Raw genomic sequence first — 14,411 nt, forward strand, 5'->3', positions numbered from 1 at the left:
AATATGACAGAATTAACAGTTTTTATTAAATAAATAATAAAAAATAGTATATTTATCGACATCATTACAATTATAATAAAATATGAAAAAGAGAATTATTTTCGTTTGCGCATTAGCATTAAGCTTAACCGGTTTACAGGCACAACGCTGGGAACCGGTCTCTGAGAAAGTGACCCCTATAAGAAAGGAAGTCAATGTTTTATATTCCTATAAGTTTGATCTTGCCTCTTTGAGGGATTTCTTAAAAAATGCTCCTGAAGCGGGACACGGAGCAAGTCCGGTAATAGTCTCCCTACCCACAACAGATGGGAAAGTTGAGAGGTTTTCTGTTTATAGCTCACCGGTAGTAGAGAAATCTATGGCAGAAAGATATGAGCTAGGGGCCTATACAGGTATAGGAGTAGATAATCCTAATAAGCGGATCAGATTTAGTACTGCACCTAATGATTTTCAGTCTATGCTTTTTGACTCCAGTACTGGAAAGTATGAGTTTATTGAGCCTCTTAATAAAGAAAAAGATGTTTATGGAGTCTTTTTTAAATCAAACAAATCGCAGAATGATCCTTTTGATTGCAGAACCTCAGAGCCTGAAAGCTCAAAAAAGGCAATCGCTAAGCTGTTAAAGTCGAAAAATGTCCTGAAGGGCTCAGGAAATTTTCATAAAAATAGTGAGCAGAAATACAGAACTTATAGAATCGCCATTTCTGTAAATGGTGAATATACGCAGCTTGCGGGGGTGTACCTGGTGCAGCAGCCCGTATCAATGCTACGATGAACCGTGTAAACGGAGTATTTGAAAAGGATTTTGCTATTCACATGATTGTTCAGGATTTCCCTCAGCTGATCTTTACTGATCCGGCTACTGATCCCTATACAACGGTTGTTACCAATGCTCCTGCAGCTTGGAATCTGGAAGTTCAGCAAACCCTTACCAACACTCCGGGTGTAGGCAGTGGAGCTTATGATATCGGACATTTCTTCGGCCACAAAGGAGGTGGAGGAAGTGCCGGTGATGTAGGAAACGTCTGCAGAAATCCTGTTGACAATGATGATGACACTTCAAAAGGAGCTGGAATTACATCACCGAGTACAGCCAATCAGCCCTTCGGTGATAACTTTGATATAGATTTTGTGGCTCATGAAATTGGCCATCAGTTTGGGGCTGCCCATACGATGTCTCTTGCGCTACACGGTGCTCACATGGAACCTGGTTCAGGATCTACAATCATGGGGTATGCAGGGATTACCAATGCGAATGTTCAGATGCACTCAGATGCTTATTTTCATACCAAAAACATAGAAGAAGTAGCAAAATATACCAACTCTCAGGACTGTGGTAACATTACACAGGTTTCCAATACACCTCCTGTAATACAGCCGATGGCCAGCAAAATGATTCCAAAAGGAACTGCTTTTGTATTGACTGCTTCTGCAACGGATGCTCAAAACGACCCAATGACCTATACCTGGGAACAGTATGATCTTGCAGCTTCTACTTTCGGACCTGTAAATGCAGCCCGAAATAATGGAGCGAACTTCAGATCTCTGACCCCAACAACCTCTCCTACACGTTATCTTCCTAAGTTGTCCACCGTTCTTAATGGTACTCTTTCAAATGCCACAGATTTTGAAACCGTTTCCAACGTACCTAGGACGATGAATTTCAAGGTAACAGTAAGGGATAACAACCAGGATATCAGCCAGCAGCAAACTCAAAGCAGTTTGATGAAGGTAGATGTTGGAAATGAAGGACCATTCAAAGTGACTTCAACTACAATATATAATAATACTCCTGCGGCAATTACCTGGGATGTAGTGAATACCAATAATGCTCCCTATAATGTGCAAAATGTAAAAATAGACTACACCACAGATAATGGTACTACATGGACCGTGATTACTCCGTCCACTCCAAATGACGGAGCAGAACCTTACTCATTTACTTCCTTGGCGGCCAACTCTACAGTAAAACTAAGAATAAGTGCTGTGGATAATATATTTTATGCAATAGGTAATGCTACTGTTTCTGCATCTGCAGGTGCGTGTACTACAGCAGCGGCAACAGGAATTACGGTGACAGGGATTACAAAATCTTCTGCAACTGTGAAATGGACCGCCCTGCAGGGAGCCACTTATTCTTTAATGTATAGAAAAATAGGAACAACAACATGGACTACAGTTCCTGTATCTACCAATGCCTACAATATCACCGGACTTATGGATGCCTCTCAATATGAGGTACAGGTAGCCAATGTATGCGGAGGAACACTAGGAAGTTATTCCACGTCAACCAATTTCTCAACCCTTTCATTCGCAAAATGTAATATTACAGGAACAAGCGCAGCTGATGAGTATATCTCTAATGTTACTGTAACGCCTGTAGGAATGAACCCGGTTTCAAATAGCAGCAGCAATACTCCTTATACTGATTATACCGCAGATCCTTCGAAATTGATTACCCTTTCACAGGGATCTTCAGGAAATGTAATCAGTATTACCAAAGCATGGACCAGCCCTGATCAATACAATGACGGAGTTACGGCATGGATTGATTTCAATAGAGACGGAGTATTTTCTTCCTCCGAAATGATCTATACCAGCGTACCTAGTATAATTACTCCTGTTTCAGGAACCTTCTCTGTTCCTGCAGACGCTTATACCGGAGGAAATGTTATCATGAGAGTTGCATTAGGCTATGATGTTCAGCCAAGCAGCGGATGCAGCAGTCTGCAGTACGGTGAGGTTGAAGACTATCCGGTTATTATTCAGCAGCTGCTTGCTACCACTGACGTGATCAAAGATAAAGCTTCAATTCAGATCTTCCCTAACCCGGTAAGTGATATATTAAATGTAACACAGGTTTCATCTAAAGCTTTATATACCATCACCAATATGGCAGGACAGAAAGTAATGAGCGGTCAGCTTACAGATAATAAAATATCTGTATCAAGACTAAGCACAGGAGCTTATATTATTTCAATTGAGGATAAAGGAACAACTTCAAATCTGAAATTCATCAAAAAATAGCATATTATTATAATATATATATATTAAAGCCCGGTTATTTCCGGGCTTTGGTATGTATTAAAAAAAATAGCTGATCAATTTTTGTTCTCTGCCCTTTGGCTGTTAATTTAATTTTCTATTTTTGAAAAGATTATAATAAAGTATTAAATGAAAAAATTATCATATACACTCTTATTTGCATCAGGGCTGGTCTTTGGTCAGTTCTTTGAAAAAGATAAGGTTTTCACCAAACAGGATACGTTAAAGGGTTCCAATACTTCATTCCGGGATTTCTGGGATGTAAAGAAATATGATCTTTCTGTAGAACCTGATTTTGAAAAGAAAAGCATCAAAGGAAGCAATAAAATAAGCTTTGAAATCATAAAAGATATTACCAGCCCTACATTCCAGATTGATTTACAACAGCCTATGAAAGCTGATAACGTATCCGGTAACTTTCCTATTGCCAATTATAAGCAGGACGGTGATTTTATTTTTATTACCACTCAGAAGAAATTTAAAAAAGGAGAAAAATATAGTATTGATGTTACTTATTCCGGAAACCCTACAATTGCTAAAAATGCTCCATGGGATGGTGGATGGGTTTTCACTAAAGATGAAAAAGGGAATCCATGGATGAGTGTTGCAGATGAAGGAATCGGGGCATCTATCTGGCTTCCTACCAAAGACATATGGAGTGACGAACCTGATAATGGGATCGTTATGAAAATTATTACTCCCAATGATCTTGTAGGCGTAGGAAACGGAAGATTGATTGATAAAAAAACTGAAGGCAGCAAAACAACGTATACCTGGCAGGTGAAGAATCCAATCAATGCGTACTCCATCATTCCTAATATTGGTAAGTATGTGAATTTTAAAGATACTTTCGATGGGGAAAAAGGAAAGCTCGACTTAGATTACTGGGTACTGGATTATAATCTTGATAAGGCTAAAAAACAGTTTCAACAGGTAAAACCTATGCTTTCGGCTTTTGAATATTGGTTCGGACCTTATCCATTTTATGAAGATTCCTACAAACTGGTAGACTCACCGTATCTAGGAATGGAACATCAAAGTAATGTGGCCTATGGAAATGACTATCAGAACGGCTACCGAGGAAGGGATCTTTCCGGAACCGGTGTGGGAATGAAGTGGGATTATATCATCATCCATGAAAGCGGCCACGAATGGTTTGCGAACAATATCACGGCAAAAGATCAGGCAGATATGTGGATTCATGAGAGTTTTACCATGTATTCCGAAGTCCTTTTTACCGAAAAATATCTGGATAAAAAATCGGCAGATATCTATATGATAGGTCTTAGAAATATCATTAACAATGATGTTCCTATCATCGGAAAATATGGGGTAAGGAATGAAGGAAGCGGTGATATGTACCCTAAGGGAGCCAATATGATTCATACGATAAGACAGGTCATCAATAATGATGAAAAATTCAGACAGATTTTAAGAGGGCTGGGTAAAGATTTTTATCATCAGACTGTTACCACCCAGCAGATTGAAAATTATATTTCATCAAAATCAGGAATTGACTTTTCAAGTATTTTTGATCAGTACCTGAGAACTACAATGATTCCTACTCTTGAATATTCTCAAAATGGAGAAACCCTGAAATTCCGCTATACAGAGGTCGTGAAAAATCTAAAATTACCTATAATAATCAATGGTGATCAGACTATTACTCCTACTGATCAGTGGCAGACTGTAACCCTTAAGAAAAACAGTCCGGTTGAGTTTAACCCGAACTATTATATTAATTATAAGAGTGTTCAATAAAATAAAAAGGCAAATTCGCGATTCAGCAAATTTGCCTTCTTGCTTTTCTGTAATAAAATTTTAAGAAAAGTTTAATACTCCCATCCGTAACAAAACGATAAAAAAAGCAACTATTTAATTATAAGATTTAAACCTAATGAGAAAAATAGCATTAAGTCTGGGCCTATTCGCAGCTTTCTTAGCGAATGCACAGTCCATCAAAACAACTATTGACCTTGTGAATGTAAAAGATGACAAGGTTGCCGTTACTATGGAATTTCCAAAAATGAAATCCGGTGATGTCAAATTTCATTTCCCTAAAACAGTTCCCGGAACCTATTCTGAAGATGATTACGGAAGATTTATAGAAGGAATTAAATTCTATGATAATAAAGGCAAAGAACTTACCTATACAAAAGTAAATGATAATACATATTCTTTAAAAAACGCTCAAAACCTGAGTAAGATATCTTATCTGGTGAACGACAGTTTTGATGAAGAAATGGATACGTCAAAGCATAAAGCTGTTTTTTCTCCGTCAGGAACGGATATTGAGCAGGGAAAAGTTTATATGGTTAATACTCACGGATTTATTGGCTATATAGACAATATGCAGGATGTTCCTTATCAGCTGATTATTCAAAAACCAACTGATTTCTACGGTACAACAGCTTTAGTAGATCAGGATAAATCAGATTCTACAGATACCTTTACATTAGCCAATTATGCTAAAGTAACAGATTCGCCGTTAATGTATACCAAGCCTGATTTCATTACCTTCAATGCAGGAGGAATGGAGCTTGTTCTTGGAGTGTACTCTCCGACCGGAAAATACAAAGCAGCGGATTTTAAAGATAATCTGGAGAAAATGGTTATTGCCCAGAAGAAATTTCTGGGAGATATGAATACCAACAAAAAGTATGCGATCATGCTTTATCTTGCCGGAGGAGACGGGCCGAAAATCAAAGGATTTGGAGCGCTGGAACACCATGAGTCTACCAGCGTTGTTCTTCCTGAAGGAATGCCGAAAGATGCTATTGACAATACGATTACAGATGTGGTTTCTCACGAGTTTTTCCATACTGTCAACCCATTAAAAACCCATTCTGAAGAGATTCATTATTTCGATTATGCAGATCCTAAAATGTCTCAGCATCTATGGATGTATGAAGGCGGAACAGAATATTTTGCCAATTTATTCCAGGTTCAGGAGGGTCTTATTGATAAAGAACACTTCCTTCAGAGAATTGGTGAAAAAATAGCAAACTCCAAAAATTATGATGATACCATGCCATTTACGGTAATGAGTAAAAATGTATTGAAAGAGCCTTATAAAGATCAGTACAGAAACGTTTATGAAAAAGGAGCTCTGTTGGCAATGTGCCTTGATATTGAGCTGAGAAAGCTTTCCAATGGAGAAATGGGCTATCGTGATATGATCAGAAAGCTGTCTCAGAGATTTGGAGAAAACAAACCTTTTAAAGATGATAAGCTGATTGACGAGCTGGTAACCGTAACAGGATATCCGCAGGTAAAAGATTTCTATAATAAATATATTGCAGGAAACCAGCCAACTCCCTACGCAGAATACCTGAAAATGGTAGGTGTAGATATACAAAAGCAGGAAAGCCGGCCTCTTTTCTGGTTTATTAAGGATCCTAACCAAACCGGTTTTGATGATAAAAACAATGCATTTGCTTTCGATGAAAGTTCCGCCCTTTCACCTTTCGCAAAAAGTATAGGATTTAAAATCACCGACCAGGTACTTGCTTTAGATGGAAAAACTGTAGATATCAAAAAAGTACAGGATTTCATTGGCTATACCCAAACCATCAAAGACGGGCAGGATGTCACGGTAACTATCCTGAGGGATAATGCCGGAAAGAAAGAGAAAATGACTTTAAAAGGAAAAGCTATTCTTGAGAAAATGACCATGGAAACACCCGTATTCAAGGCCAATCCAAGTCCGGAAGAGCTGAAACTTCAAACCCAGTGGCTTACTGGTAAAAAATAGAATAAAGGCGAGGCTGTTCTGAAAAGTTCAGCCTCTTTTTTTAGATATGAAATCCTTCTATGAGAATATTTATAGCAAAAAAATAAACGTTATAAGTTTAGAAACCTATAACGTTTTAATATTTAATCAGGAAAGATATTTTATTTACCCTTTTTTTATCGTTATTCTGAAGGTACTTCCCTTTCCTATTTCAGTCTGAGAAATCTTAATATCTCCGTTGTGGTACTCATGTATAACCCTTCTTGCTAAGGAAAGCCCCAGTCCCCAGCCTCTTTTTTTGGTAGAATATCCGGGATTAAAAGCATTTCTCGCCTGCTGTTTTGTCATTCCGCTTCCGTTGTCTTTTACTTCCACCAGAATATTTTTGTTCCTTTCAAATACAGACATGGTGATGGCTCCCTCCCCTTTCATAGCATCTACTGCATTTTTCACAAGGTTTTCAATCACCCAGCTCATCAGAATTTTATTATGCGGAACCAAAAGCGGATAGGAAGGAAGATGGAGCGTGAAATCTATTTTCCTGGAAATTCTGGTTTTCAGGTAATCATAATTCTCCTGAATCGTTTCATTGAGATTCATATCATTCAGCTCAGGAATAGAGCCTATTTTTGAGAATCGTTCAGAGATTGTTCTTAGTCTTTCGATATCTTTTTCTATTTCATGTACACCTTCTGATTCGGGATTATCCAGCTTCATGATTTCCATCCAGCCAATCATTGAAGACAAAGGCGTTCCGATCTGATGGGCTGTCTCTTTAGCCAGACCTGCCCAGAGGTAACCTTCATCTGTTTTTTTAATGGTTCTGAAAAACCAGAATGAGAAACCAAAATACAGAAGAATAAACAATCCCAAGATATAAGGGGAATACCGCAGATTGTTGAGCAGCTTCGAGTTATCATAATACACAAACTGATTATTCCCGTCCGGCACTTTGATCTCTATCGGATCATAGTTTTTCTCCATATTCCTTATAAGATCATTAAGCTCTTCGGGGTTTTTGATGGTGCTTTCAGGGATATTCCTGTAATACCCAAGATCAAGAATCGGATTTTTGTACTTATCCGTTACAATAAACGGAATGGTATTATTAATATTAAGGATATCCGGGAGCAGATCCAGAACGTCAGTATCCGGAGTTTTTACTTCCTGCTGTATCCGAATGGCTTTGGAAAGAAGGCTGATCCTTTTTATCTCCTCTTTTCTGAGAAAATTAATAAGCGATGTTGAAGCCGCTACAATGGCAATTACCAAAGTAGTCATAACTACAAAAATAATCCAGTTATTCAGTCTGGTGAGTATTGATTTTCTCAAAGTTATTTTATTTTAAAATATTCAGGATTTTCTGCAGTTCTGTACTTCCGCTACCCTGATAATTGTTGATAATAATCGAGAATACATATTTTTTGCCATCTTTAGCGGTATGATAACCGGCAAAAGATTTAGTGTCTCTCATCGTCCCGCTCTTCATTTTCATGCCATTGTCCTGCATGGGAAAACCATCGTAATAGGCATCAAACCATGACTGTTTTTTAGCATATAAAAGAGCCTGTACTTCTGCTTTCGCGGCAACGTAGTTCTGAGGGGAAAGTCCGCTTCCGTCTGCAAAATTGATCATATTTGGGTTGATTCCCTTTGATTTCCAGAATTCTTTCAGATAAGAAACTCCACTTTTAAAGCTGGGATCTTCTTTTTTCTCTTTTCCAAGGGTTTTAATTAAAGTTTCACCATAAAGATTGATACTTTTTCTTAGAAACCAATAAACAATTTTATCCAGAGATGGAGACTGATAAGTCAGAATGATATTGTTTTGGGGAGCTTTCAGAATCTGTTTACCTTCTATTTCAAGCTGTGAATTCGTCACTGCTTTTCCGGAAAGCTCAACTCCTGATTCCTTCAGCCACTGTTTCACCTCTGCAGCCAGCTGCAAAGGCGGGTTAGGAGTAGATCCGGAAACCGTTACAGCCTTTCCTCCCGGAAGCATTCCGTTAATCAGGGCGACATTAGAATGAGGGGCAGTGAAAATCAAACTCTGATCTGAGCTTCCTCCCGTTTTCAGGTCATTCAGCCATTGTACTCCTTCTAAAGGATAAGAAAATCCTTTAAAATCAGTCCCGTTCATGGTCATATCAAACTGGTTTTCTCTCCAGTTGATTCCCCAGACTCCTGCTCCATAATAATTTCCCAGATCATCCCACGGCCATCCTCCCGGAATAGTCTGATGATCAAAGTAAGAATCATCAATCACCAGATCGCCTGATATTTTTTTGATTCCTGAGCTTTTAAGAGCTTCTATAAATTTTTTTTTAAAATTTTCGGGTTTATAGCCCTCATAGCGCCAGCTTCCCAGTGTAGGATCACCATTGGAACGTATAAAAAGATTTCCATTTAAAGTTCCTCCTGACAACGTTCCGGAATATCCGGAAGTTGTGGTATAGGTATAATTCTTCCCTAGGGTTTCCAGAGCAGCGGCGGCTGTGAAAATTTTCTGGGTAGAGGCTGTCGAAAGCCCCTTATTCCCCTGATATTCATAGATAAAACTACCATTTTCATCAGCAACATAAAATGACAGGCCGGAAGAAACAGCGCCGGAAGAATCCATAAAATCTTTGGTTGCTTTATCCAGTTTCTGAGCAATATTCTGAGCAGAAACAACCTGTATACACAGGGTAAGGACTGCAAGTGTTTTTTTCATTACATTGTAGTTTGGTTCTTTACTTTACTGCTATTCTGAGGTTCTACTGATTACAGCAGTCTTTTTAGCATTGTAAAACTTTATCAAATATAGTTAAAAATGCATCTTTTCATATTCTCTGAGATCTGCATATCCAAAAAGGACCTGATGATCAGGAGATTTCTCGAATGACCGGTCATATCTAAAATATTTTTCATAATCATCTTCATCTATATAGATATCGATCTGACAGGCTTTTATATAATTTCCTTTATCACTATGGCTTTCCTGAGACATTTTAGAATTATCCCAGGACTCATTGTGGCAGCGAAGACACCATTTTTTGTGAATGGCTTTGTTCCCGCATATTTCACAGTATTCCAAATGCTCAAACAGTTCAGAAATATTCTTTTGCTGATCTTCCGGAAACAGATGAAGAGGAAGCATTTTCAAAAGAAGATAATAGTTAGGCTCCTGCCACGAAAAACTTTCCACTTTATCCTCTGCCACGGATCTATCCTCTTTATACAGCCATACTCTCTGAAGATCATAATCCACTTCAGCTCTAGCAATATCCCGAACATTAATAATGCTCTTTTTTCTGACTTTAATATTCAGGTCATCATCAAGCTCAATCATTGACTGGCGATCAAGATAATGATTCAGACATAAAGTGGTTTCCCCGGAATCAACAGTTCTTTTTTTTCCTTCGCTTCCACAGATCTCACAGGTTTCTGCAGATATAACCAGATATTTACCGGTAATATCTTTAATAATCCCGTTGAGTTCCGGATTTTCTGAGTAAGTATAACACCTTAATTCTCCAGACATTTCTTTTCCGAAGACATCTTTTTCAAGATTCCAGCCTCCTATGGCGAATTCAAATAACATCTGCCGGATGATTTCATTCCATCCGGTACTGTTAACTGAGAAATTTTTAAGATTACGCTCTATAAAACGGTCAATATCATCCTGTTTCATTACAATGAACTTCCGGATTCTATTTCATAAGGTTCTTTATCTTTTTCAAAGATTCTCGTCAGTTCACTCCCTTCAACGGTTATATTGTTCCCGGTTCTTCTGATCCAGTTTCCTTCTCTCAGCCCTATTACTTTATTTTCATTCTGAGTAAGGAATTCTTTAATACGCGTTTCTCTGGTTTCTCCGTTGTGCTTCAAATCCGGGTTTGGATCCAGGTAATGAGGATTGATATTGAACGGAACCAGCCCCATACATTCGAAGCTCGGCGGATATACGATCGGCATATCATTGGTTGTTTTCATATTCTGACCGCCAATATTGCTTCCTGCACTGCATCCAAGATATGCTTTTCCACCTGTTACATTTTCTTTTAAAACAGACATCAAACCTTCTTCATGTAAAGTTTTAACCAATAAAAAGGTATTTCCACCTCCTGTAAAGTAGCCTTTGGCCTGATTTACGGCTTCTGCTTTATCTTCAAACTCATGAAGTCCTTTTACCTTAATATTGATGGTTTCAAAAAATGAGCGGGCTTTTTTCGTGTACTCATCATGAGAAATACCTCCGGGTCTTGCAAAAGGAATAAACATAATTTCGTCAATTCCTGTGTATAACTGAATTAATTCTTCTCTTAAATATTCCAGATATTCTCCACCAAAAATGGTAGAAGTTGAGGCTAATATGATATTCATGCGGGGATTTTAAATTATATGTATTAAAAAATAATCGAATGACAAAGATAAACTCAAACATCAACGAATCAAAAATTAAACTAAAAAAAACATGAATCCCGTTAATATTTTCTAAAAAAACTTAAAGCTTCTAAAATTTAAGCCTTTCTGGAATTATTCTTGAATTTCAGAAACCAGAACTTTAAAATATAAGATTATGAAAATGGCTAAGATTAATATTAAAAATCTATTTTTAGGTTTAATACTTGTAGGAAGTGCAGGTTTTGTAAATGCACAGACTACTCAGTCGGATAGTACTGCAGTTGCCGCAACTGCAACAAGTCAGGCAGGTAATCCTGCTATAGAAGGGCTCAAAAAACAAATTGAGGCAAACCCAAAGGATACAGAATCACTGGCAAAACTGGCAGCTGCCTACCAGGAAGCTTCAGACTGGCCTAATGCAATTGATACCTGGAAAAAAATATCAGCTTTATTACCAGATTGGGCTCCGTCTTATTACAGTCAGGCCTATGCCTATCAATCTGCTAAAGATGACGCTAATGCAAAAATGGCTTATGAAAAATATATTGCTACTGTAAAGCCTGCTGAAGTAGAGCAAAATAAGAAGAATCTGGCCTATGCTTATTTTTATATTGCTTTTTCAGAACAGCAAAGTGACCGTGCTAAAGCAAAAGAGCATATTGCAAAATCATTACAGTATGACCCTACCAATCAGGACGCTTTAAAACTAAGTAAAGCTTTAAATTCATAAAAGGATATAAATCCAGAAATTTTAAACTGCCCTCACAAAGTGAAATACTTTTTGGGGGCAGTTCATTTTTTATAACCATGTCTTTGTGGCATTTCTAATAAAAACACTCAGCCAACCCCACAAAAAAGGTTACTATCTTACTGCATAGGCGAAAAAGCCTACAAAAAGTGGGAACAGATAAAGCTGGATTCCTACGGAATCTAAACATTGTATAATTCTAAAAAAACTTGAGTTCACTTTAGAAAGTGTAGTACCTTCCTGTATAAAGAAGTTCACTTCAGATGAAAATCAAAGATTTTCAAAAACTTATGTGTACTTTATATCAGCAAAGCCCGAAGCTTAAAATAACAAAAGTATTAAAAATATTTTGTCACTTTTAACTTTCTTGAATCTTCGGTTTGTGGTTAAATAAAACATATAAAATTAATCTAGCTTTTGGTATTATACAGCTTATTTTCCTACCTATTCTGAAGTGTCTCGACCTGGCTACACAAGTACCTACACCCCCTTGGGTAAGGGGGTAAAGCCCCTTCGGAAGTACCTAAAGACCGTTCATCAAGTACCTCCAGCCCCTTATGCAAGAGGGTAAAGACCCTTCGGAAGTACCTAAAGGCCGTTCACCAAGTACTTCGAGACTCTTCCACCAAGCCTGCAGACCTCTGGAAGGCCATTTACGCTTTTCACGCCTTCATTCGGCAGCAGAACATCTATATATCTATCAAACTTTTCCTGAAATCATTCAAACCTTATTTTAGGAGGCATTTTTTATAAAAATCCAGTATTTATACGTAATCATATCATTAAAATTTGAAATAGTTTTGTAAATCCAATTTCACAATATCATTGATATATCTTGTTTTACGTAAAAAATAATCGCATAGATATATTTATGATTGATTAAAAACTAATATACCAAAAACTAATAACTAAGGCATGAAAGTTAAACATTTTTATTCCCTGATCGTCCTATGTACGGCGGTCCCCATGGCGTATTCTCAGGTAGGAATCAACACCCCTACCCCGCACGCAACTTTGGATGTTGTGGCAAGTACAAACCCTAATGTGACGGATGGTATTTTACCTCCCAGAGTTTCTAAACAGCAATTGGCTGAAAAAGAATCCGGAATTTACGGAAGTGATCAGACAGGAGCAATTGTTTATATTACAGACGCTACTGCGCCCTCTGGATCAATACCGAGTATAGCGCGGGTTGGCAGTATTCACAATACAGGATATCACTACTTCACAGGATGGCAGTGGGTTCCTTTTTCCGTAAATCTTTACAATTCGGATGGAATTCTTTCGGAAAACAGAGTGGTGACACAAGATGCCAATACTTTAGCATTTACTTCTACTTCTGTCAATGGTTTTTCTGTGGACGGAACTACACTTTCTGTGGACGCTTCTAATCACAGAATTGGATTTGGAACAAGCTCACCCGAAACAAAATTTCATGTAGTTTCTACCACTCCGGGAGCAAACAGATATAATCTTATTGATGCTACCACCGGAGCAAGTCAATATGGAATTATGGCCTTAAGAAATACTTCGGCTTTGGCTTCAGGAAATTATTCTTTACTTGGCTTTACCAATAATGGACCCTCTGCGGGAGGTGCCAACTGGGTGTTGGGATCTATTCGTACCGGGGCAACGTTGACGAATGGTACAGAGGAAGATTTCTATATTGGAAATTCAATAGGCGGAATTTTAAATGAAAAAATGAGAATTAACCCTATCACAGGAAATATAGGTATAGGAACAACGGCTGCTACGAACAGACTTCATATAAATTCTAACAATCCTGTTAGACTGGAAGGACTACAGCCTTCTTCAGGCTCTACAGGAACTTTAACGGTGAACAATAAGGGTGTTGTACAACTACAAAACTCATCAAGCATAAGTGCCGTAAGAGGTACTGGCTCTGCAATCATCACGTTGAATAATACACTTACCAACACCGTAATTTCCACAAAAAATTTCGATAATCTGAATGAGCTTACGGGAAATACATTCACACCGGTTTCAACCGGGCTATATAAGATTGATTTTATAATTAATTATCCTCAAAGAACTGTGGATGAAGACAATGGGGATGGCTATTTAGGATATTCTAAAATCAGCTTAAACGGAGTTCAGCAGTCATTCACAAGCACCAAAGTAACTGTGCCGGAAGCATCCGGAACCCCATCATTTGTGACGTGCACGAATTCAACGGTATTAAAGATGAGTGCTGGTGAGATACTTTCATTTCAGGCACTCTCTTTCGGATCAACGGCAGATTCTTCAAATATTACAGCACCTTTTGCCATTAATGTAATTCGAATAGATTAATCATTTATTTGACTGAAAATAAACCGGGTAAAAATTCCCATTTACCTTTAGAGACAGGATTCTATCAACACAGATAAAAAGGACATTTGCGCTTCAGCAGATGTCCTTTTTTATTAAACACTCTTGTAATATAACATTTGTAAGTGAGGACATTCCCGTTATCACACGATTTGTACGGTGTGATTT

Annotated in this window: 10 protein-coding genes; 6 read left to right on the forward strand and 4 right to left on the reverse strand. The window is 37.9% G+C overall.

All coding sequences use genetic code 11. The annotated features are described in order from the left end of the window. Nucleotides 1–82: 82 nt before the first annotated feature. The 4 genes from LF887_RS12970 (at nt 83) to LF887_RS12985 (ending at nt 6,799) form a co-directional block, all read left to right on the forward strand. On the forward strand, nt 83–775 hold the full coding sequence (locus LF887_RS12970) for a hypothetical protein (RefSeq protein WP_236854630.1): 693 nt from the start codon (nt 83–85) through the stop codon (nt 773–775). Continuing rightward, complete coding sequence (locus tag LF887_RS12975; protein ID WP_236854631.1) at nt 772–3,027, forward strand: reprolysin-like metallopeptidase; 2,256 nt, start codon at nt 772–774, stop codon at nt 3,025–3,027. Before LF887_RS12970 ends, LF887_RS12975 begins: the two co-directional genes overlap by 4 nt. 147 nt (nt 3,028–3,174) lie before the next feature. Next, nucleotides 3,175–4,806 carry a M1 family metallopeptidase gene (locus LF887_RS12980; RefSeq protein ID WP_236854632.1) on the forward strand — a complete coding sequence of 544 codons (1,632 nt, stop codon included), beginning with the start codon at nt 3,175–3,177 and terminating at the stop codon, nt 4,804–4,806. Nucleotides 4,807–4,942: 136 nt separating this feature from the next. Then, nucleotides 4,943–6,799 carry a peptidase M61 gene (locus tag LF887_RS12985; protein ID WP_236854634.1) on the forward strand — a complete coding sequence of 619 codons (1,857 nt, stop codon included), beginning with the start codon at nt 4,943–4,945 and terminating at the stop codon, nt 6,797–6,799. A 144-nt stretch (nt 6,800–6,943) separates the two neighbouring features. On the opposite strand, the gene LF887_RS12990 is transcribed toward LF887_RS12985, so the two are convergent. From LF887_RS12990 to pepE, 4 genes are all read right to left on the reverse strand, one after another. Beyond that, nucleotides 6,944–8,110, reverse strand: coding sequence for a sensor histidine kinase (locus LF887_RS12990; protein ID WP_236854635.1), 1,167 nt, complete (start codon nt 8,108–8,110; stop codon nt 6,944–6,946). Between the two features lie 7 nt (nt 8,111–8,117). Continuing rightward, the gene (dacB, locus tag LF887_RS12995; protein WP_236854636.1) at nt 8,118–9,491 is read right to left on the reverse strand and encodes a D-alanyl-D-alanine carboxypeptidase/D-alanyl-D-alanine-endopeptidase; all 1,374 of its coding nucleotides are present in this window, start codon (nt 9,489–9,491) and stop codon (nt 8,118–8,120) included. Nucleotides 9,492–9,584: 93 nt separating this feature from the next. Then, the gene (locus tag LF887_RS13000) at nt 9,585–10,451 is read right to left on the reverse strand and encodes a hypothetical protein (protein ID WP_236854637.1); all 867 of its coding nucleotides are present in this window, start codon (nt 10,449–10,451) and stop codon (nt 9,585–9,587) included. Continuing rightward, nucleotides 10,451–11,143: a dipeptidase PepE gene (gene pepE / locus LF887_RS13005; RefSeq protein ID WP_236854639.1), complete on the reverse strand. Its 693-nt coding sequence runs from the start codon at nt 11,141–11,143 to the stop codon at nt 10,451–10,453. Before pepE ends, LF887_RS13000 begins: the two co-directional genes overlap by 1 nt. A gap of 202 nt (nt 11,144–11,345) precedes the next feature. Between pepE and LF887_RS13010 the strand changes: the two genes are divergently transcribed. Continuing rightward, the gene (locus LF887_RS13010) at nt 11,346–11,894 is read left to right on the forward strand and encodes a tetratricopeptide repeat protein (protein ID WP_236854640.1); all 549 of its coding nucleotides are present in this window, start codon (nt 11,346–11,348) and stop codon (nt 11,892–11,894) included. A gap of 933 nt (nt 11,895–12,827) precedes the next feature. Beyond that, entirely contained in the window at nt 12,828–14,225 is a 1,398-nt protein-coding gene (locus LF887_RS13015) for a hypothetical protein (RefSeq protein ID WP_236854641.1), read from the forward strand. Nucleotides 14,226–14,411: the final 186 nt, after the last annotated feature.

This window comes from Chryseobacterium sp. MEBOG06 (genome assembly GCF_021869765.1).
In the GTDB taxonomy this organism is placed as follows: domain Bacteria; phylum Bacteroidota; class Bacteroidia; order Flavobacteriales; family Weeksellaceae; genus Chryseobacterium.

Bases quoted from the DNA above. Each gene is read 5' to 3' on its own strand.
- LF887_RS12970 (WP_236854630.1), top strand. From the start codon at position 83: ATGAAAAAGAGAATTATTTTCGTTTGCGCATTAGCATTAAGCTTAACC.
- LF887_RS12975 (WP_236854631.1), top strand. From the start codon at position 772: ATGAACCGTGTAAACGGAGTATTTGAAAAGGATTTTGCTATTCACATG.
- LF887_RS12980 (WP_236854632.1), top strand. From the start codon at position 3,175: ATGAAAAAATTATCATATACACTCTTATTTGCATCAGGGCTGGTCTTT.
- LF887_RS12985 (WP_236854634.1), top strand. From the start codon at position 4,943: ATGAGAAAAATAGCATTAAGTCTGGGCCTATTCGCAGCTTTCTTAGCG.
- dacB (WP_236854636.1), bottom strand. From the start codon at position 9,491: ATGAAAAAAACACTTGCAGTCCTTACCCTGTGTATACAGGTTGTTTCT.
- LF887_RS13000 (WP_236854637.1), bottom strand. From the start codon at position 10,451: ATGAAACAGGATGATATTGACCGTTTTATAGAGCGTAATCTTAAAAAT.
- pepE (WP_236854639.1), bottom strand. From the start codon at position 11,143: ATGAATATCATATTAGCCTCAACTTCTACCATTTTTGGTGGAGAATAT.
- LF887_RS13010 (WP_236854640.1), top strand. From the start codon at position 11,346: ATGGCTAAGATTAATATTAAAAATCTATTTTTAGGTTTAATACTTGTA.
- LF887_RS13015 (WP_236854641.1), top strand. From the start codon at position 12,828: ATGAAAGTTAAACATTTTTATTCCCTGATCGTCCTATGTACGGCGGTC.